Genomic DNA, 19222 nt, shown 5'->3' with positions numbered 1-19222 from the left:
TGCCGTCAGCGCCAACTGTACCGCTGGCGACCACAGCGGCATTGGCGTACACGCGTACGGTACTACCGGCATCCGCCTGGCCAGTGACAACGACCGGATTATCAGTGGTTGGGCTACCCAGTGGGTCGGGAATCGGTGTCGCCGGCGGGTTCAGAGAGACCGGCGGCAGTGCGACCAGTCCGAAGATAGCGCGCTGCAACACTACAACATCGGCGGCATTGATTTGTCCATCCGGCGCGCCGAGTGGCGCGACATCGCCGACCAGCTGTTCGTAGGCATCAGCACTTGTCTACCCGATGGCAATCCTCTGCAGAACCACCAGGTCGCCGGCATTGAGCTGGTCGTCCGGGTTGCCCCGAGGCACGACATCGCCGGCGAGATAATTCGGCGCCCAGGCGGCTGGCGGGACAACCGCCAACAAAAACAGTAATGCGCAGGCGAGGTAGCTGACCGGCCGTTTCATGCAGCGCAAGCCGTAAGCCCGGCCGGGCTAGTCACGTGTGATTCCTGACGTTTGAACATTGACCACCGCCTCCTGCGTCCAGGCACCAGAATCATGCTCACAGAAACGCCTTCGACACCGCAGCGGCGTCAAACTTGGACTGGAGGGGTAGTCATCAGATTCGCGTACACCAACTACTTCTATGCGAAAGAATCCCCATGTTCCTTCAACGATCCGTGAGTTTTCTGGTACAGCGGTTTCACCCTACCAAAGGTGAAATACAGGTGTCAACGCAAGGAGCGGTACTCGCATCAATCCGAATACGCACCCCGCTCGCGCATGCCGCGTTTGGGCCAGCGCCGCTTGGTACACAACCACTGTCCAGGAATCCGACGAATCAGCCCGGCGAGTACTGTATTCATCTCCGCGCTCAGTTGTTCGACGGATTTGTGCTCATTGGTGTCTGCCGCGCACCACGAGATGGACGGGTGCAGCGTAATGCGGAAACGCGCATCGCCAACACGCTCGGTGTGCACCGGCACAATGTCGCACTCGAACTTGCGCGCCAGCCAGGCCGGTAGCGTGGTGGTGGTGGCGTCAAGTCCGGCGAACGGCACCAGCGGTGCATCGTCCACGCGCACGTCCACGTGCAGCCCCACCGATCGTCCCTGTTTCAGGCTCTTCATCAGCCTGCGTAATGCATTCTGTTTGGGCACCAGACCACAACCGAGCTTTTCCCGCTGAGGCATCACCATCGCGTCGAGATACGGATTCACTTGTGGGTTGTAGATCGAATCAACAGGATAACCGAACTGCCGGATACCCCACGACGACAACTCCCAGTTACCAAGGTGCCCGGCAATAAAGATGCAGGGCTTTCCACGGGCGAGAAAATCCGCATCGGTGTTTTCGCAGACGATCTCTATCGCCGGATCGTCACAGCTGCGATCCGTCAGTGCATCCAGATGAATAAACTCGGCCAGGGTTGCGCCAAGATTACCCCACACCTCACGTGCCAGCGCGTCGATCTCCCCGGCGCTCCGCTCAGGGCACATGATGCGCAGGTTGGCGCGTACATTCCGGTGCTTGGCGGTATGTGGTCCGATGGCACGCATAACGTGTCGCCCCAGCGCCGAGGCCCGGGCCGGGGGTAACGCACCTGCCAGCAGCCACAGGCTGCGCAACATGAAGGCTTCCCGCCACCAGCGGAAGCGTGTGGCGGAATTTGCTGGCTTTTGTGCAGTGGATACCGGCTTTCGCCGGTATGACGGGGACGTTGAAGGTTTCTCAGACATCGTAGGCACCCTTCTCGCGCATGCGCTGCTTTGGCCAGCGCCGTTTGGCGCACATCCACTGGTCGGGATGTTCGCGGATACGCTCGCCGATGACCGCATTCATCTGTGTGGTGAGGAAACGCATGGCTTGCTCGTCAGTATTGTCTTCCGGCGCACGTTCAAGCGCCGGATAAAACGTGACACGGAATCTTGCACCCGGCAGCCGCTCGGTGCATACCGGCACTATATCAACACCGGTCTTCAGCGACAGGAAAGCCGGGCCGGTGGTCGTGGTCGCATCCTCACCCAGCAACGGAAACAGTTCCCCATCGTCGACGCGCACATCGACATGCAAACCGACCGAGCGCCCTTGTTTCAGTGCCTTGAGCATGGGACGCAAGGCGTTCTGCTTGGTGATAAAACCGCAATCGAGAACAGACAGGTAATCCTGTACCCGGGCATCGAGATACGGGTTGGTCAGCGGGCTGTAGACCAGGTCGACGGGAAACCCCAGCTGTCGAATGGCGGCGGCCGAGAAATACAGGTTACCGAGGTGCGCGGCAACAAAGATAAAGGGCCGCCTGCCTGACGTGAAATCCGCATCGTCATTTTTACAGACAATGTCGAACTGCGGCTCGCCCTGCCTGCCGACCAGCGTCTCCAGGTGCGGGTATTCAGCCATCACACTACCGATGTTGCGCCATACGCCACGCGCCAGGGCGTTGATGTGCGACGCATCGGGGTCGGAACAGGCCATGCGCAGGTTGGCAACGACATGACGCTGCTTGCCACTGCGCGGGCCGAGCCAGCCGAGCAGGCTGGCGCCGAACGCCGAGGCAGTTTTTGCGGGCAGCCATGACATAACCCCCCAGAACACACGCATCAATGCAGCTTCGGACTTCTGACCTAACCGTGTCAGCCAGGGAAAACGCTCATCGCCTTTCCAGAGCAGCCTCGCCATGTCAGTCAGTCACCGGCACAGGTGGCATGCCAACCGGTGTGCGTCAGGAAACCGGGCACACTCCGCTGTCTGCCCGAACGACGATCATTAAAGGCCAAGCACATCGTGCATGTCATAGAGGCCACCGGGCTGCCCGCTGACCCAGCCAGCCGCACGCACGGCACCGGATGCAAAGGTCATGCGGCTGGACGCCTTGTGGGTGATCTCGACACGCTCACCTTCGGCAGCAAACATGACGGTATGCTCACCGACAATGTCGCCGGCGCGAATGGTTTCAAACCCGATGGTGTTACGCTCGCGCGCACCGGTGATGCCTTCCCGGCCATACACGGCGCAGGTTTTCAGGTCACGCCCCAGTGCATCGGCCACCACTTCGCCCATGCGCAGGGCCGTACCGGACGGCGCATCCACCTTGTGGCGGTGGTGTGCCTCGATGATTTCGATATCGACCTCGTCGCCCAGTACCCGCGCGGCGATGTCGAGCAGCTTGAAACACAGGTTGACGCCAACGCTCATGTTGGGCGCAAACACAATACTGATGTCTTTTGCTGCCTCAGCGATCTGCTGTTTCTGTTCATCACTGAAACCGGTGGTGCCGATGACCATGGACTTGCCGTGACGCCGGCACAGGTCGAGGTGCGCCAGGGTCACAGCCGGTGCGGTAAAATCAATCAGCACATCGAAGTCATCGACAACAGTTTCCGGGTTGTCGCCGATCGCAACGCCCAACTCACCCACCCCCGCCACCACGCCCGCATCGCTGCCGACCAGCTCATGGCCCGGGCGTTCAGTGGCCGCGCCCAGTGACAGCCCCTCGGCGCGCTGGCAGGCATCAATGAGGTTTCGCCCCATGCGACCGGCAGCGCCGGGAACTGCTATGCGTGTCATGCTGCTTTCTCTCTCGTTAGAACTTCACACCGTCAAAGAATTTTTTCACCCCGTCCAGCCAGGAGTGCGCCTGCGGACTGTGCTTCTTGTTGTCTTTCATACTGCCGTCCAGTTCACGCAGCAATTCCCGCTGTTTCGAACTGAGCTTGACCGGCGTTTCCACCACTACGCGACACAACAGGTCGCCGACCACGTTATCGCGCACCGGCTTGACACCCTTGCCGCGCATGCGGAACAGTTTGCCGGTCTGGGTGCCTTCCGGCACCTTCAGCTTGACCCGGCCATCCAGGGTGGGAACTTCCAGTTCACCGCCGAGCGCGGCGGTAGCGAAACTGATGGGTACTTCGCAATACAGGTTTGCATCGTCACGCTTGAAGATCGGGTGTTCCTTGACCTGGATCTGCACGTACAGGTCGCCCGGCGGCCCGCCGTTTTCGCCGGCTTCGCCTTCGTTGGCAAGACGTATGCGATCGCCGCTATCGACACCGGCCGGCACCTTGACCGACAGGGTCTTTTGTTCCTTGATGCGGCCCTGGCCGTGGCAGTCGCCACAGGGATCGCTAATGATCGTCCCTGTGCCCTTGCAACGCGGACAGGTCTGTTGCACCGAGAAGAACCCCTGCTGCATGCGCACCTGGCCATGCCCGCCACAGGTCGTGCAGGTGCTGGGCTTTGTACCCTTTTTGGCGCCGGAGCCTCCGCAGCTCTTGCAACTGGCATAGGTCGGCACACGAATCTTGACCGTGGTACCACGCACCGCGTCCTCAAGCGACAGTTCCAGATTGTAGCGCAGATCGGCGCCGCGATAGACACGTTGCCCACCACCGCCACGACCGCCACCGAAGATATCGCCGAACACATCGCCGAACACATCGCTGAAGCTGGCACCGCCTCCACCGAAGCCACCGCCACCCCCACCGCCCATGGACGGATCGATGCCGGCGTGGCCAAACTGGTCGTAGGCCGCCCGTTTCTGCGCATCGGAGAGGACTTCGTAGGCTTCCTTGGCCTCCTTGAACAACTCCTCGGCCTCGGCATTATCCGGGTTGCGGTCCGGGTGGTGTTTTTGCGCCGCGCGCCGGTAGGCCTTCTTCAGTTCCGCGTCACTGGCGTTTTTGGCAACGCCCAGTACTTCGTAATAATCTCGCTTCGACATAAGTCCAGTTTCTTTGCTTCGTTATTAACCACCAGAACGCCAAGAACGCCAAGGTTAGCACGAAGGCAACACTTGGCGTTCCGGCGGTTCAGCTGTTTCGCGGCGAACCGCGTGAACCACCCCGGTGAAACCACCGGGGCTATGCTCACAACTTACTTGTTATCGTCCTTGACCTCTTCGAACTCGGCATCGACAACATCATCGCCGGCATCCGCCGAGGCTTCGGCCTGCTCACCGCCGGCTGCCGCACCCGCTGCTCCCGCTGCGGCACCTTCGGCACCACCCTTCTCGGCATACAGCTTCTCGGCCAGCTTGCCGGACAACTCGGCCAGTGCTGCCGTTTTGGCTTCGATGGCTTCCTTGTCGTCACCCTTGAGGGTTTCTTTCAGTTCCTCGATGGCCTTGTCGATAGCCGCTTTCTCATCGGCGCTGACCTTGTCTTCGCCCAGATCCTTGAGCGATTTCTCGGTGGCATGGATCATGTTGTCTGCCTGGTTGCGGGCGTCCGCCAGTTCGTGGAACTTGCGATCCTCATCCGCATGCGCCTCGGCGTCCTTCACCATCCGTTCGACCTCTTCATCCGACAGTCCACTGGACGCCTTGATGACGATCTTCTGTTCCTTGCCGGTACCCTTGTCCTTCGCGGACACGTTGAGAATACCGTTGGCGTCGATGTCGAAGGTGACTTCGATCTGCGGTACGCCACGCGGCGCCGGCGGAATATCGGTCAGGTCGAAACGACCCAGCGACTTGTTGGCCGAGGCCATTTCGCGTTCGCCCTGCAGGACATGCACGGTGACCGCATTCTGGTTGTCGTCGGCGGTCGAGAACACCTGCGTCGCCTTGGTCGGGATGGTGGTGTTCTTCTCGATCAGCTTGGTCATAACACCACCCAGCGTTTCAATACCCAGCGACAGCGGGGTGACGTCGAGCAGCAACACGTCCTTGACGTCGCCGCCGAGCACGCCGCCCTGGATCGCGGCGCCAATCGCCACCGCTTCGTCCGGGTTGACGTCCTTGCGCGGCTCCTTGCCGAAGAATGCCTGTACCGCTTCCTGCACCTTGGGCATACGTGTCTGACCACCGACCAGGATGACGTCGTCGATTTCACCGACGGACATGCCGGCATCCTTGAGTGCCAGTTTGCACGGATCGATGGTACGGGTAATCAGGTCCTCGACCAGCGATTCCAGCTTGGCACGGGTGATCTTCAGGTTCATGTGCTTGGGACCGGTCGCATCGGCCGTGATGTACGGCAGGTTGATATCGGTCTGCTGGCTGGAAGACAGCTCGATCTTGGCCTTTTCCGCCGCTTCTTTCAGACGCTGCATGACCAGCGGGTCACCGCGCAGGTCGATACCCTGGTCCTTCTGGAACTCATCGGCCAGGTAGTCGATCAGGCGCTTGTCGAAGTCCTCGCCACCGAGGAAGGTGTCACCGTTGGTGGACAGCACTTCAAACTGGTGCTCGCCATCGATCTCGGCGATTTCGATAATGGAGATATCGAAGGTACCGCCGCCTAGGTCGTAGACGGCGATCTTGACGTCGCCGCGCTTCTTGTCCATGCCATAGGCCAGCGCCGCCGCGGTCGGCTCGTTAATAATACGCTTGACGTCCAGGCCGGCGATCTTGCCGGCGTCCTTGGTGGCCTGGCGCTGGGAATCATTGAAGTAGGCCGGCACGGTAATAACCGCCTCGGTGACATCTTCACCCAGGTAGTCTTCCGCAGTCTTCTTCATTTTCTGCAGCACGCGGGCCGCGACTTCCTGCGGCGCCATCTTCTTGCCATTCACTTCCACCCAGGCATCGCCATTGTCGGCCTTGATGATCTTGTAAGGGACAAGCTCCATGTCCTTCTGGACTTCGGCATCTTCAAAGCGACGCCCGATCAGGCGTTTGATGGCAAACAGGGTATTGGCCGGATTGGTAATCGCCTGGCGCTTGGCCGCCTGGCCCACCAGTACCTCGTCACCGTCGGCAAAGGCAACGACAGAAGGCGTGGTGCGATCACCTTCGCTGTTTTCAATGACACGGGGTTCACCACCTTCCATCACTGCGACGCAGGAATTGGTGGTTCCGAGGTCTATTCCGATTATTTTGCCCATTTGCTTGTCTCTCCTGGATTCAGATTCTGTTCAATTCAATTCTGTTAAAAAACGCTCAACTGTTTCCCTAGTTGGGGGCGCCAGCCGGTTTTTCAAGCCTTTTCATCGAGCGTGCTGCCGGCGGGGGCTTTTGACACCATCACCATAGCCGGTCGAATCAGCCGGTCATTCAGCAGGTAACCCTTCTGCATCACGGCGATTACCGTGTTCGGTTCCACATCGTCACGTTCCTGCATGGACATAGCTTCGTGATAATCTGGATTAAATTTTTCATTTATCGGGTTGATTTCTTTAATATTAAACTTCTCCAGTACGGACCCCAGCATCTTCAGGGTCAACTCACTGCCTTCAATCAGTTTTTCCACATCGTGGTTTTCGGAAGCCGCCGCCAGGCCCATTTCAAGGCTGTCCTTGACCGGCAAAAGTTCAGCGGCGATTTTTTCCAGGGCAAACTTGTGTGCGTTGACCAGCTCGCGTTCGCTGCGTTTGCGCAGGTTATCGATCTCGGCCTGCAGGCGCAGGCACTGGTCCCAGTGCTCATCGGCCTTGTTGCGCGCGTCGGTCAGCAGCGCATGCAACTCCTCGTGATCCGGATCGCCCGATTCATCAGCCGTCCCGCTTGTTGCGCCTGCTTCTGTGGCAATGTCCTGCTCGTCTTCCGGCGCTACACCCTGTTCCTTAGCCATTTGATACCTCTTTAATAACCAGTATGTTATTCAACTGTTCTCATGTTGTATGTTACCAGTACGCCTGTACACAACGCCTGGCTGAAGCGCCAATATGGGGCCTAATCCCTGGGATTCAAGGCCGCACTCAGAATCCGCGCCGTGGCATCCACGATGGGAATGACCCGCTCGTAAGCCATGCGTGTGGGGCCGATGACGCCCAGCACACCGAGCACCTTGCCATCCACGGTATAAGGCGCCGTCACCAGGCTGCACTCGTCGAGCATCTGGTAGCCGGATTCCTCACCGATAAAAATCTGTATACCCTCACTCTCCACACACTTGTCCAGCAACCCGAGGATTTCACGTTTTTCATCGAATGCCTCGAACAACTGACGCAGCGAGGTGACATTACACAACTCGTCACAGTTCATCAGGTTGGCCTGACCGGCCAGTACGTAGTCACTGCCCTTTTCCGCCTCGCCCAGCATCTTGTCGGCCATGGTCATGGCGGTTGTCATCATGCGGTTGAGGTTTTCGCGCGTCTCCTTCAACTCGGCAATCAATGTGGCGCGTACGTTGTGCAGCTCCTTGCCGGCAAACTGTTCGTTCAGGAAGTTTGAATACTGTTGTAACTCGGCGGCGCTGTAGTCACGCTCGGTATTGAGAATGCAGTTCTGCACCTCGGTATCGCTGATGACCAGGATCGCCAGCACCTTGCGGTTTGACAGAGGCAGGAATTCGAGCCGCTGCAGCGATGCATGCTCGTGCCTTGGCAGAGTCACCACGCCTGCCAGCCGGGTAACATCCGACAGCAGGCTGGAGGCTGTTTCCACCAGCTCACGGCTGTCGCCTTCAATATCGAGATTTTCCTGCAGCTCATCGATGGTCTGCTGTTCCAGCGGCTTGACGGAAAGCAGCGTATCCACAAACAGGCGGTAACCCTGCACCGTGGGCACGCGGCCCGCCGAGGTGTGCGGAGAACGCACCAGCCCGAGGTCTTCCAGGTCGGCGATGACATTGCGGACTGTCGCAGGGCTGAGTTTCAGGCCGGCATCGCGCGCCAGCGTGCGCGAGCCCACGGGCTGGCCTTCGCGTATATAGCGTTCGGTAAGCGCTTTCAGAAGATGTTGCGCGCGTTCGTTCAGCTCGGCAGCCACAGCCTTCATCAACCTCGACTCGGATTCTCAGGGCGCAACTTTAGCACTCTTGCGCCGGGAGTGCTAACAACGCATCCCGGCAAGACAGTTGGCGCAACGCCGCGGAACCGATAGCATTAGCCCGACATGAGTACCTGCTTCCACACCATTGGCCTGATCGCCAAACCCGGCGATGCCGCCGTCGCCAGCACCCTGACAACGCTATCGGGCGAGCTGGAACGCCGCGCGCTGCCGGTACTGCTGGATACGACGGCAGCCGCCTATTTTGAATCTCCCGCGGCCGAGGTGGTGGAACGTACCGAGCTCGCCGCCCGCTGCGACCTCGCCATTGTCGTCGGCGGGGATGGCACCCTGCTCAATGCCTCGCGCAGCCTCGCCGGGGCGGACGTACCAGTGCTGGGCGTCAACCTGGGACGACTGGGGTTTCTCGCCGATGTATCGCCCGACGAAATGTGCGAGCGCCTGAATGAAATCCTGGCCGGCGACTACGAGGAAGAACAACGCTCGCTGTTGCACGCCACCGTGGTACGCGACGACAGCCTCATCAGCGAAAGCGATGCACTCAACGATGTGGTGGTACACAAATGGGACATCGCGCGCATGATCGAGGTTGATACCCATATCGACGACCGTTTCCTCCATACCGTGCGCGCCGACGGGCTGATTGTATCGACACCGACCGGCTCGACGGCCTATGCGCTGTCCGGCGGCGGCCCGATTCTCGACCCGGCGCTGGACGCACTGGTGCTGGTACCGATCTGTCCGCACACGCTGAGTAATCGCCCTATCGTGGTCAGTGACCAGGTGCGGATCGACATCCGCCTGCACACGGATAACGATAACAAGGCCCAGGTCACCTGTGACGGTCAGGTCAACTTTCCCCTGGTGGGTGGCGACCTGATCCGTATTCGCCGCAAGGACCATGACTTGCGACTGATCCATCCACGCGGCCACGATCACTTCGACATCATGCGCAAGAAACTGCGCTGGGCCGAGCAGCCCTGATGCTGGTTTCACTGCACATTCGCGACTTCGCCATTATCGACGAACTGGAAGTCGAACTGCAGCGCGGCATGACCGCACTGACCGGCGAGACCGGCGCCGGCAAGTCCATCCTGCTCGATGCGCTTGGCCTGCTGCTCGGCGACCGGGCCGATGCGGGTACCGTGCGCCACGGTGCCGAACGCGCCGACCTCAGCGCCAGTTTCGACATCAGCCGGCTCGACCGTGCGTGCCACTGGCTGCAGGCGCAATCACTGGATCTTGATGACGAATGCCAGCTGCGCCGCGTGATTGCCCGCGAAGGCCGCTCACGCGCCTATATCAATGGCACCCCCGTGCCACTGCAACGGTTGCGCGAACTGGGTGAACACCTGGTCGATATCCACGGTCAGCACGAACACCAGTCATTGATGAAACACGACCTGCAGCGCCAGTTGCTGGACCGGCACGGCAAACACGACGCCACACTCAAACAGCTTTCCACGCTGCACGACAACTGGAAACGCGTGCAACAGGACATCGACGCCATCGTCGGCAGCGGCAACGACCGCGACTCGCGACTGGAGTTCCTGCGCTTTCAGCTGCGAGAGCTGGACGAACTCGCCCCACAGTCTGGTGAAGTGGAAACCCTGCACGAGGAACTGGCGCGCCTGTCCAACGCCGGTCAGTTACTGGAAACCTGTGCCAGCCACACGGAATCGCTGTACGACGCCGACCGTTCAGCACACAGCCAGCTCGGTCAGGCCATCAACGACCTGGCGCCGCTGACGACCATCGACCCCTCGCTCAGGGAAGCCAGTGAGTTATTCAACAATGCGCTCATTCAGCTGGAAGAAGGTATCGATCTGTTGCGTGACTACCGCGATCGGGTGGAACTCGATCCGCAACGCCTGCAGGAGGTCGAACAACGTATCGATGCCCTGCACAAGGTAGCGGCCAAACACCGTATCGAAGCGGAAACCCTGCCCGACTTTCACCAGCGTCTTGCCGCTGAACTTGAGCAACTGGAGCAGGCGGACCAGCGCCTCGACGCACTGGAACAACAACGGCGGACACTGGAAAGCGACTATAAAAAAGCCGCCGGGAAACTGCACAGGCAACGCATCAAGACGGCAAGGCAGCTTTCGAAACAGGTCAGCAAAGCCATGCAGACACTGGGCATGAATGGCGGCCAGCTGGACATCGAGGTCAGGGAAACCCCTTCACACAAGCTGTCGCCGCTGGGCAGCGACCAGATTGAATTCCAGGTCAGCGCCAACCCGGGGCAGCCACCCGCCCCGCTGGCGAAAGTGGCCTCCGGCGGTGAACTGTCGCGTATCAGCCTCGCCATCCAGGTGATTGCGTCCGAAGCCAGCGATATCCCGACACTGATCTTCGACGAAGTCGACAGCGGCGTGGGCGGTGCGGTCGCCGATACCGTCGGGCAGCAACTTCGGGCGCTCGGTAAACACCGCCAGGTGCTGTGTGTCACGCACCTGCCGCAGGTGGCCTCACAGGCACACCAGCATTTACAGGTCACCAAACTGACCGGCGAACAGTCCACGCGTACGCACATTCGCGTACTGGACAGCGACGAGAAAGTGGAAGAAATCGCCCGCATGCTGGGCGGGCAGACGATATCGCAGGCCACACTGGACCATGCCCGCGATATGCTGGGACAGTTGAGCTAGTCTTTCAGGTTCGGGCAGTTCTCGCGGGTGCAGTCGCCGTAAATAATCAGCGAATGGTCGCGGATGGTGAAGCCTTCCTTTTTCGCCACGGCCTCCTGGCATGTCTCGATGGTTTCGTCGAAAAACTCCACCACCTTGCCACAGCGAGTGCAGACGATGTGGTCGTGGTGGTGTCCTTCGTTCATTTCGAACACCGAGTGTCCGCCCTCGAAATGATGGCGGTTTACCAGCCCGGCCGTCTCGAACTGGGTCAAAACCCGGTACACGGTGGCCAGACCAATATCCTCTTTCGCATCCAGCAGGCGTTTGTACACGTCTTCCGCGCTCATGTGGCGCGTGTCGCTGGTTTCGAGAATTTCGAGGATCTTCATCCTCGGCAGGGTGACTTTCAGCCCCGCCTTGCGCAGATCACTGGATTCCAATGTTTTTTCTTCCCGTCAGGCATATTCAAAACCGGCCGTATCGTTTATCATCGCGCCCTTCTTTGACAGAGCGAACCGGTCCCGTTGTTGATGCGAAAGCTTCTCACTCTTATTGCCATCATTGCAAGTTTTTTGCTCGCCTCCTGCTCCGGCGACCCCATCGTCAGCCGCCTGCCGTGGGTCTACAAGATCGAGATCCAGCAGGGCAATGTGCTGACGCAGGACGCCGTCAACCAGCTGCGCACCGGTATGACCCGGCGCCAGGTGCAGTTCATTCTGGGAACCCCGCTGATTGCCGACCCGTTCCATGCCGACCGCTGGGACTACTATTATCTGTACAAACCAGGAACCCGGGGTGAAGGGGAAGAACGCAGCGACCACCTGACGGTGTTTTTCGAGGAAGACAGCCTGGTGCGTATGGATGGCACCCTGCTACCCGACCCGAATGCCCCCTCGGAACCACCCAACCGGCTGGTGACGGTCAATGTTCCACCCCAGGAAATCGACAACCCGGGCATCCTGACGCGCTTCTGGCGCTGGATTACCTTCAGCAGTAGCGAGCCGGCACAGGAACCCTTCCGCCCCGACAGCGGCCCGGTCGACAACCACACCCACTCGCACTAAAGGTCACCGCCGCCCTTGCCCATGCGCTTGCCCTGCGCCGCGCGCTGCTTGCGGACCTCCTTGGGGTCGGCAAGCAGCGGGCGGTAGATTTCCACCCGGTCACCGGGCGCCAGCAGCTGGTCGGGCTTCTTCAGTTTGCCGAATATACCCAGTTTGAGCGTGTTCATATCAATCTCGGGGAAGCGCTGCCTGATACCCGACAGCTCAACCGCCTGCAATGCAGTTGTACCCTCCGGCACTTCCAGCCGCAAAATAACCTGCTCTTCAGGTTTGGCGTACACCACCTCGATCGGTATCAGGGATTCAGCCATAGATTTCCACCGCGCGTCGATGAAAGGAATCCACCAGTGAATTCGCCACCTGGCTGAACACCGGCCCCACCACCATGCCAAGCATACGACTGGCAAACTCGAACTCGAGATCCAGCGACACCTTGCAACCATCTTCACCCAGCGCATCAAAACGCCAGAAACCATCGAGGCGCCTGAATGGCCCTTCCACCAGGCGCATCTCGATCATCTTGTTTTTCTGGTTGCGGTTGCAGGTGGTAAACGCCTTCTCGACACCACCCTTGGATAACTCGATGGTTGCGCGCACTTCATCTTCCGTGCGTGACAGGATACGCGCGCTCTTGCACCAGGGCAGGAATTCCGGGTAGGCCTCGATATCGTCCACCAGCGCAAACATCTGTGCCGGCGAATAGGGTACCAGCGCGGACTTGTTGATCAATGTCATGGCCGCACCTGCCCGGAACGAAACAGGTGCTCGAAATCAACCAGCCCGGTGACATTGAGGAACACGATAATGACCGCGGTCGGCGTGACATAGCGCACCAGAAAGTGCCACAGCATATAGCCTGCGCCATCGCCCATATCCAGTTCCTGCACACTGTCCTGGCGTCGCATCACCCAGGCGCTGAACAGCGCGATCGCCAGTCCACCCAGCGGCAGCATAATGTTGGCCGTGAGGTAATCCAGCAGGTCAAATATGGTCGACGTCTCGAAGATTGATATAAACGACAACGGGTGTATATCAGACCAGCGATTGAATGACAGGATGGTCAGCAGGCCGGCACCCCAGGTCGCCGTGCCGGCATACACCGAGGCATGCACACGTGTTACGCCCTTGTTTTCCACCAACCAGGCCACCGCCGGTTCAATCAGCGAAATCGCCGAGGTCCAGGCGGCAAATACCAGCAATAGAAAGAACAACGCGCCGAACAACGCGCCACCGGTCATGTGCCCAAAAGCGATAGGCAGGGTCTGGAAGATCAGTCCCGGACCGGCACCCGGCTCAAGACCGCTGGAAAACACTATGGGGAAAATCGCCATGCCCGCCAGCAGGGCCACCAGCGTATCCAGCAGGGCAATCGTAATACTGGTACGCGCTACCGAGGCACGGTCCGGCAGGTAGGAGCCGTATACCATAATAGCGCCCATACCGAGACTGAGCGTAAAAAAGGCATGCCCCATCGCAATCAACACACCGTTGGCGTCGATTTTGCTGAAGTCCGGTGTAAACAGGAACCTTAACCCCTGGTCAAACGCACCACTGGCCATGGCGTAACCGTCGAGCAACAGCAGCAGCACGAACAGTGCCGGAACCAGGTAACGCACGGCCTGTTCCAGCCCGCTTTTCACCCCCCGCGCCACCACGATCATGGTCATCACCATAAAAATAGTATGCCAGGCCAGTAGCCGCTCGGGGTCTTCCGTCAGCTGGGTAAAAATACTGCCGACACCCTCCGCCGTTGCACCGGTAAAAGCACCTGACATGGAACGGAATACGTAGGCCAGCGCCCAGCCGGCAATGACGCTGTAATAGGACAGGATCAGGAAACCCGCCACCACGCCGGCCCAGCCCAGCCAGCGCCAGGCGGAATGCGCATTGGCTTCGGCAGCCAGTGCGCGCATGGTATTGATCGGGCTCTGCCGCCCGCGCCGCCCGAGCATCACTTCGGCCATCATGATCGGTATGCCGATCAGGGCAATACAGGCCAGGTACACCAGCACAAAGGCACCGCCACCATGTTCGCCGGCAATGTAGGGGAATTTCCAGATATTGCCCAGGCCGACCGCCGAACCCGTTGCCGCCAGTACGAACGCCAGTCGACCGGACCAGCTGCCGTGTATCGATTTTCGTGGTTGAGTCATACATCGATTGTCCGGAAAATCCACTGCCAGCTCAAGCGATTAAGTGCGTATAATGGGTACATGGCAAAATCCGGCAAAAAGAAATCGAAATCCGGTGCAGGCAGCAGCACCATTGCGCTCAACAAAAAAGCGCGCCACGACTACACACTGAGCGACCGGCTGGAAGCCGGCATTGCGCTGGAAGGCTGGGAGGTGAAAAGCCTGCGTGCCGGCAATGTGCAGATGGTGGACAGTTACATCCTGCTCAAGAACAACGAGGCGTACCTGTTCGGCTGCCTGATCACCCCGCTGCCGACCGCCTCCACGCACATCCACCCCGACCCGCGACGCACCCGCAAGCTGCTGCTGCACCGCCACGAGATCGACCGGCTGGTCGGCGCAGTGGAGCGCAAGGGTTTCTCACTGATCCCCACGGCAATGTACTGGAAACGTGGCCGCGCCAAGCTGGAGATTGCGCTCGCGAAAGGCAAGAAAGAACACGACAAGCGCACCTCGATCAAGGAGCGGGACTGGAAGCGCGACAAGCAGCGCATCCTGAAAGGCCGCTAGGCGATTACAGCTCGACCGGCTAAAAAAAACACGGATAGCTCAACCCTCATGACGCTTACGCAACGAAACACCCTCTCCGATGGAACACCTGACTGAGCTCGGCATCGCGCTGGTAATCGGGCTGCTGGTCGGCATCGAACGCGGCTGGACGGAACGCACGGCCGAAGAAGGCAGCCGTATTGCCGGTATCCGCACATTCGGGTTGCTGGGGCTACTGGGTGGGCTGTGGGCGTTGCTGGCCGAAGACATGGGCGACATACTGCTTGGCGTCGCTTTCCTTGCGCTGACCGCCATCCTGGCTGCTGCCTACTGGCGCGAACGCCAGGTTGATCAGGACCTTGGCATTACCACACTGGTTGCAGCACTGGTGACCTTTGCACTGGGCGCACTGGCGATTCGTGGCCAGATCCACATCGCCATCACCGGTGCTGTCGTCACCGTTACCTTGCTAAGCCTCAAACCCGCACTGCACGGCTGGCTGCGTCGTCTGGCGCCGGAAGAGTTTTACGCAGCCCTTAAACTGTTACTGATTTCGGTCGTCCTGCTACCCATACTACCGAACCAGGGCTTCGGCCCGTGGCAGGCCCTCAATCCCTACCAGGTCTGGTGGATGGTGGTCCTGATCGCCGGGCTGTCATTTGCCGGCTACCTGGCGATGAAACTGGTCGGCACCGAACGCGGTATTCTGTTGACCGGACTGTTTGGCGGCGTGGTTTCCTCCACCGCAACCACCCTGACATTCTCGCGACTTGCCAGGCAGATGGATATGGGCCGGCTGCTGGCTGTCGGTGTACTGGTTGCGTCGACAACCATGTTTCCGCGTGTACTGATCGAAGTCAGCATTATCAATCCCGCCCTGTTGCCCCGGCTTGCGGCCCCCCTTGGCCTGATCACGTTTGTCGCGGCCGGCTACTGCTTCTGGCTGTGGCGCAGTATCGACAACAGCCATAACGCCGCGACATTGCGTCTGAAGAACCCTTTGCAGCTCGGATCTGCATTGCAATTCGGTCTACTACTGGCCGTTATCATGCTGCTGGCCGAAGCCTTCCGCGCCTGGCTGGGCGAAACCGGCATCTACCTGCTGGCCACGGTATCGGGGCTGGTCGACGTTGACGCCATCACCCTGTCACTGGCCAATATGGCACGCGGCGACCTGGCCGCCGAGGTCGCCGCACGTGCCATCCTGCTGGCCACGCTGGTCAATACACTGGTGAAAGGGATGCTGGTATTTTTTATTGCAGGCGGCAGCATGGCGAAACATTTTGCGCCGGGACTGATTCTGATACTGGCGACCGGGGCAGGCAGCCTGTTTTTGCTTCAGACCATGTGAGCCCTGGAGGCAGAAAACAACCGCAACTCCTGCATCAAGAAGCCGATGTCCGGCAACCCGGAGGGTGTGGTATAATCACTCTCGTTCCAATGGGGGCGACCTGGCTTCGACGTGGGTTGCGAAACCTGAGGTGCATGCCGAGGGACAGATTACCTCGTAAATCCAGCTGTAACACTTATAGTTGCCAACGACGACAACTACGCTTTAGCCGCTTAAAAACCGGTGTAAAGCCTTCGGCCCGGCGTGTGCCTGTACGCCCGGATCACCGGAGTCATCCCATACAGGATCGCGCTGAAGTTAGTCCGGGACGGATGCGCTAAAACCTGATCCGGAATCGCTGTCTGTTTTCCCTGCCCGTCGGGTAGCAGCCAGTTAAATTTAAAGACGTGGATAAGCATGTAGAGCCAACGGCAGAGGACTTGCGGACGCGGGTTCGATCAACAAGGGTCGCCTTTACCCGTAAGGGTAAAGTGAATAACGGGGCTCACATCGGTGAAACCTAACGCAGCACAGGCTGCCAGGGCAATACCGAGGGGTAGGAAGAGGGCTAACCTCAGGCCTGCCCTGTAGAGACTCATAGACCGGCTGAGTTCAGGTGAACAGAGCCGGCACTAGGATTTGCCGTAAAACCACACGGTGAATAACACGCCCCGCCCCCCTAATTTGGGGTCAGAGTAAAATTTAGAAATAAATTTTACTCTGACCCCAAATTAGGGGGTGAAGGTATAGTCCAGCCCATTCCGAAAGGTTTGGATACGCTGTCCCGCCGCCTCCACCAACACGATAGCCCCGGCATGATGTCGGGGCTATTTTTTATCTGGTACACAAGGTACGTGCGAGGAAATCTGGTTAACCATTGATACTCACTTCTGATCCTCCCATGGCCGAACTTCATTTTCACGACGTCCCCCTGTGTCAGCATAGATGTCCGGTCAACTGAAATGAAGAGTACCAGTAACAGGGGACGGAAAGTGAACGAGGAATGCCACGCTACAGTGAAGACTTCAAAGAGCAGATTGTCCGTAAAATGATGCCGCCAAACGCCCAGTCGGTGGCCCAGCTCAGCCGGGATAGCGGCGTCAGTGAGCAGACCCTTTATAATTGGCGAAACCAATATCGTCATGAGGGGAAAGCGGTGCCAGCAGATCCATCGAATCCAGAGAACTGGAGTGGAGAGAACAAATTAGCGGTGGTTATTGAGACGGCATCGCTGAACGAGGAGCAACTTTCAGAATATTGCCGCCGCAAGGGGCTGTACCCAGAACAGGTTGCCCGTTGGAAAGCGTCGGCCATCGCCGGTAATGAGGCATCGCGTCCACTGACGAAAGCGGAAATACAGGCAGTGAAGAAGGAGCGCAAGAAGAACCGCCGTCTGGAAAAGGAGCTGACCCGCAAGGACAAGGCCCTGGCGGAGGCGGCAGCGTTACTGATACTCCAAAAAAAAGCCCAGGCGATCTGGGGGGAGTCCGAGGACGAATGATTACGCCGGAGACTTGCAAGACCGTCATAGCGTTGGTGCGTGATGCAGTGGATGCGGGTGCGCGTCGGGAGCAGGCCTGTCAGGTGCTGGAGCTCCCGGTACGCACGCTGCGCCGCTGGGAGCAGCGATTGCGAGACGAGCGGCTGGAGGACCAACGCAAGGCGGCAGCCGCGCAGCGTGTGCCGGCGAACAAACTGACACACGAAGAGCGCACACGCATACTGGACGTCTGTAACCAGCCGGAATACAAGAGTTTGCCCCCAACCCAGATCGTCCCAAGGCTGGCTGACGAAGGGCGCTACATTGCGTCGGAGTCGAGCTTCTACCGCGTCCTGCGGGATGCCGAACAGTCGAACCGCCGGGGACGAGCGGAGGTGCCGAGAACCGTAGCAAAGCCCAAGGGCTATCAGGCGACGGGGCCGAATCAGGTGTGGAGTTGGGATATTACCTACCTGGCCGCGAGTATCCGGGGTGTGTTCCATCGACTCTACCTGGCTGAGGATATCTTCAGCCGCAAGATCGTCGGCTGGGAGATCCACGAGAATGAGACGGCAGAGTATGCCAGTCTGTTGATCCGTAAGGCCTGTCTGGCCGAAGGAATTCATGAAGACGGGCTAGTGCTGCACTCGGATAATGGAAGTCCGATGAAGGGGGCAACCATGCTGGCGACCCTGCAGAAGCTGGGGATCATCCCTTCGTTCAGCCGTCCATCGGTGAGTGATGATAATCCCTACTCGGAGAGTCTGTTCCGCACGCTGAAGTACACACCGGCCTACCCGGCAAAGCCCTTCGAGAGCATCGAGGCAGCCCGCCAGTGGGTGCACCGGTTTGTGCAGTGGTATAACAGTGAGCACCGTCACAGCGCCATTCAGTACGTCACGCCGAACCAACGCCACGAGGGGATGGATACCGCGTTGCTGTCCGCACGGAAAGTCGTCTATGAAGAGGCAAAAAAGCGAAATCCGGCGCGCTGGTCTGGCGACACGAGAAACTGGCAACCGGTCTCCGAGGTATGGCTTAATCCACCCAAAGAATCGCAGGCCCAACAGTCATGTGAACCAGAGGCTGCTTGAATGATTGACCGGACATCTTTGTTGACAAACACCGCTGGGGCGCGTCAGTTGAATGTTGGTCAGCGTTGGCAAGCTTTATAGTCATTTTAAATCAATTGCTTAGCTCTTGTTTGATGCTACTGAACCACTCTGGTCGCTACGCTGGAATAACCACTTTCAAGACCCATAACATCTCTGGTAGTGATCACAAAGTAGTACGTGCCTACTGGCAAGTCGGAAACAGTGACTGAAGTGGTATTGGCGTCATTGATATCGACCGAATTCGGGT

At 59.0% G+C, this 19222-nt stretch carries 18 protein-coding genes, 1 other RNA gene and 1 pseudogene; 7 read left to right on the top strand and 13 right to left on the bottom strand.

Annotated elements, in window-relative coordinates:
- From ACW81B_RS04245 to hrcA, 9 genes and pseudogenes are all read right to left on the bottom strand, one after another.
- The coding region (locus ACW81B_RS04245) for a hypothetical protein (RefSeq protein WP_491578969.1) at window positions 1–199 on the bottom strand (199 nt) is incomplete at its 3' end.
- Window positions 200–289: 90 nt separating this feature from the next.
- Window positions 290–463 carry a hypothetical protein gene (locus ACW81B_RS04240; RefSeq protein WP_491578968.1) on the bottom strand — a complete coding sequence of 58 codons (174 nt, stop codon included), beginning with the start codon at window positions 461–463 and terminating at the stop codon, window positions 290–292.
- A 290-nt stretch (window positions 464–753) separates the two neighbouring features.
- Window positions 754–1737, bottom strand: coding sequence for a lysophospholipid acyltransferase family protein (locus ACW81B_RS04235; RefSeq protein WP_491578967.1), 984 nt, complete (start codon window positions 1735–1737; stop codon window positions 754–756).
- Window positions 1730–2677, bottom strand: a complete 948-nt coding sequence (locus ACW81B_RS04230) for a lysophospholipid acyltransferase family protein (protein WP_491578966.1) — start codon at window positions 2675–2677, stop codon at window positions 1730–1732. The genes ACW81B_RS04235 and ACW81B_RS04230 overlap by 8 nt, the downstream gene beginning before the upstream one ends.
- Window positions 2678–2764: 87 nt before the next feature.
- Entirely contained in the window at window positions 2765–3565 is an 801-nt protein-coding gene (gene dapB / locus ACW81B_RS04225) for a 4-hydroxy-tetrahydrodipicolinate reductase (RefSeq protein ID WP_491578965.1), read from the bottom strand.
- Window positions 3566–3581: 16 nt separating this feature from the next.
- On the bottom strand, window positions 3582–4721 hold the full coding sequence (dnaJ, locus tag ACW81B_RS04220) for a molecular chaperone DnaJ (protein WP_491578964.1): 1140 nt from the start codon (window positions 4719–4721) through the stop codon (window positions 3582–3584).
- Window positions 4722–4873: 152 nt separating this feature from the next.
- A pseudogene (gene dnaK / locus ACW81B_RS04215) lies at window positions 4874–6832 on the bottom strand (molecular chaperone DnaK); the annotation flags it as partial.
- 86 nt (window positions 6833–6918) lie between these two features.
- Complete coding sequence (gene grpE, locus ACW81B_RS04210; protein ID WP_491578963.1) at window positions 6919–7512, bottom strand: nucleotide exchange factor GrpE; 594 nt, start codon at window positions 7510–7512, stop codon at window positions 6919–6921.
- Window positions 7513–7613: 101 nt separating this feature from the next.
- On the bottom strand, window positions 7614–8660 hold the full coding sequence (gene hrcA / locus ACW81B_RS04205) for a heat-inducible transcriptional repressor HrcA (RefSeq protein ID WP_491578962.1): 1047 nt from the start codon (window positions 8658–8660) through the stop codon (window positions 7614–7616).
- A 117-nt stretch (window positions 8661–8777) separates the two neighbouring features.
- Between hrcA and ACW81B_RS04200 the strand changes: the two genes are divergently transcribed.
- Window positions 8778–9656, top strand: coding sequence for an NAD(+) kinase (locus ACW81B_RS04200; RefSeq protein ID WP_491578961.1), 879 nt, complete (start codon window positions 8778–8780; stop codon window positions 9654–9656).
- Window positions 9656–11323, top strand: coding sequence for a DNA repair protein RecN (gene recN / locus ACW81B_RS04195; RefSeq protein WP_491578960.1), 1668 nt, complete (start codon window positions 9656–9658; stop codon window positions 11321–11323). Before ACW81B_RS04200 ends, recN begins: the two co-directional genes overlap by 1 nt.
- Here the strand turns inward: recN and fur are convergent.
- Entirely contained in the window at window positions 11320–11745 is a 426-nt protein-coding gene (fur, locus tag ACW81B_RS04190) for a ferric iron uptake transcriptional regulator (RefSeq protein ID WP_491578959.1), read from the bottom strand. The genes recN and fur overlap by 4 nt on opposite strands.
- Window positions 11746–11835: 90 nt before the next feature.
- Here fur and ACW81B_RS04185 point away from each other — a divergent pair, with 90 nt between their 5' ends.
- Window positions 11836–12369 carry an outer membrane protein assembly factor BamE gene (locus ACW81B_RS04185; RefSeq protein WP_491578958.1) on the top strand — a complete coding sequence of 178 codons (534 nt, stop codon included), beginning with the start codon at window positions 11836–11838 and terminating at the stop codon, window positions 12367–12369.
- On the opposite strand, the gene ACW81B_RS04180 is transcribed toward ACW81B_RS04185, so the two are convergent.
- The 3 genes from ACW81B_RS04180 to ACW81B_RS04170 are packed head-to-tail and all read right to left on the bottom strand — an operon-like array spanning window position 12366 to window position 14522.
- Complete coding sequence (locus tag ACW81B_RS04180) at window positions 12366–12680, bottom strand: RnfH family protein (RefSeq protein ID WP_491578957.1); 315 nt, start codon at window positions 12678–12680, stop codon at window positions 12366–12368. The two genes, ACW81B_RS04185 and ACW81B_RS04180, sit on opposite strands and share 4 nt — an antisense overlap.
- The gene (locus ACW81B_RS04175) at window positions 12673–13104 is read right to left on the bottom strand and encodes a type II toxin-antitoxin system RatA family toxin (RefSeq protein WP_491578956.1); all 432 of its coding nucleotides are present in this window, start codon (window positions 13102–13104) and stop codon (window positions 12673–12675) included. The genes ACW81B_RS04180 and ACW81B_RS04175 overlap by 8 nt, the downstream gene beginning before the upstream one ends.
- On the bottom strand, window positions 13101–14522 hold the full coding sequence (locus tag ACW81B_RS04170) for a sodium-dependent transporter (RefSeq protein WP_491578955.1): 1422 nt from the start codon (window positions 14520–14522) through the stop codon (window positions 13101–13103). The genes ACW81B_RS04175 and ACW81B_RS04170 overlap by 4 nt, the downstream gene beginning before the upstream one ends.
- A 60-nt stretch (window positions 14523–14582) precedes the next feature.
- On the opposite strand from ACW81B_RS04170, the gene smpB reads away from it, so the two are divergent.
- The 4 genes from smpB to ACW81B_RS04150 all read left to right on the top strand — a co-directional run bounded on the left by smpB (window position 14583) and on the right by ACW81B_RS04150 (window position 18954).
- Window positions 14583–15071, top strand: coding sequence for an SsrA-binding protein SmpB (gene smpB, locus ACW81B_RS04165; protein ID WP_491578954.1), 489 nt, complete (start codon window positions 14583–14585; stop codon window positions 15069–15071).
- A 79-nt stretch (window positions 15072–15150) separates the two neighbouring features.
- Window positions 15151–16401: an MgtC/SapB family protein gene (locus ACW81B_RS04160; protein WP_491578953.1), complete on the top strand. Its 1251-nt coding sequence runs from the start codon at window positions 15151–15153 to the stop codon at window positions 16399–16401.
- Window positions 16402–16500: 99 nt separating this feature from the next.
- Window positions 16501–16841: a transfer-messenger RNA gene (ssrA, locus tag ACW81B_RS04155) on the top strand.
- Window positions 16842–17383: 542 nt separating this feature from the next.
- A protein-coding gene (locus ACW81B_RS04150; RefSeq protein WP_491578952.1) for an IS3 family transposase occupies window positions 17384–18954 on the top strand; the annotation gives its coding sequence in 2 pieces (ribosomal slippage) (window positions 17384–17846 and window positions 17846–18954; 1572 coding nt in all).
- Window positions 18955–19222 lie beyond the last annotated feature (268 nt).

This window comes from Thiogranum sp. (assembly GCF_058323355.1).
Note: the sequence above shows the minus strand (reverse complement) of the source record. Positions and strands in the feature narration are given on the sequence as shown.

Excerpts from the sequence above, each read along its gene's own strand:
- ACW81B_RS04170 (WP_491578955.1), bottom strand. The coding sequence starts at position 14,522 with ATGACTCAACCACGAAAATCGATACACGGCAGCTGGTCCGGTCGACTG.
- dapB (WP_491578965.1), bottom strand. The coding sequence starts at position 3,565 with ATGACACGCATAGCAGTTCCCGGCGCTGCCGGTCGCATGGGGCGAAAC.
- ACW81B_RS04235 (WP_491578967.1), bottom strand. The coding sequence starts at position 1,737 with ATGTCTGAGAAACCTTCAACGTCCCCGTCATACCGGCGAAAGCCGGTA.
- dnaJ (WP_491578964.1), bottom strand. The coding sequence starts at position 4,721 with ATGTCGAAGCGAGATTATTACGAAGTACTGGGCGTTGCCAAAAACGCC.
- ACW81B_RS04160 (WP_491578953.1), top strand. The coding sequence starts at position 15,151 with ATGGAACACCTGACTGAGCTCGGCATCGCGCTGGTAATCGGGCTGCTG.
- ACW81B_RS04185 (WP_491578958.1), top strand. The coding sequence starts at position 11,836 with ATGCGAAAGCTTCTCACTCTTATTGCCATCATTGCAAGTTTTTTGCTC.
- grpE (WP_491578963.1), bottom strand. The coding sequence starts at position 7,512 with ATGGCTAAGGAACAGGGTGTAGCGCCGGAAGACGAGCAGGACATTGCC.
- hrcA (WP_491578962.1), bottom strand. The coding sequence starts at position 8,660 with ATGAAGGCTGTGGCTGCCGAGCTGAACGAACGCGCGCAACATCTTCTG.
- ACW81B_RS04180 (WP_491578957.1), bottom strand. The coding sequence starts at position 12,680 with ATGGCTGAATCCCTGATACCGATCGAGGTGGTGTACGCCAAACCTGAA.
- ACW81B_RS04230 (WP_491578966.1), bottom strand. The coding sequence starts at position 2,677 with ATGGCGAGGCTGCTCTGGAAAGGCGATGAGCGTTTTCCCTGGCTGACA.
- recN (WP_491578960.1), top strand. The coding sequence starts at position 9,656 with ATGCTGGTTTCACTGCACATTCGCGACTTCGCCATTATCGACGAACTG.
- smpB (WP_491578954.1), top strand. The coding sequence starts at position 14,583 with ATGGCAAAATCCGGCAAAAAGAAATCGAAATCCGGTGCAGGCAGCAGC.
- ACW81B_RS04175 (WP_491578956.1), bottom strand. The coding sequence starts at position 13,104 with ATGACATTGATCAACAAGTCCGCGCTGGTACCCTATTCGCCGGCACAG.
- ACW81B_RS04240 (WP_491578968.1), bottom strand. The coding sequence starts at position 463 with ATGAAACGGCCGGTCAGCTACCTCGCCTGCGCATTACTGTTTTTGTTG.
- ACW81B_RS04200 (WP_491578961.1), top strand. The coding sequence starts at position 8,778 with ATGAGTACCTGCTTCCACACCATTGGCCTGATCGCCAAACCCGGCGAT.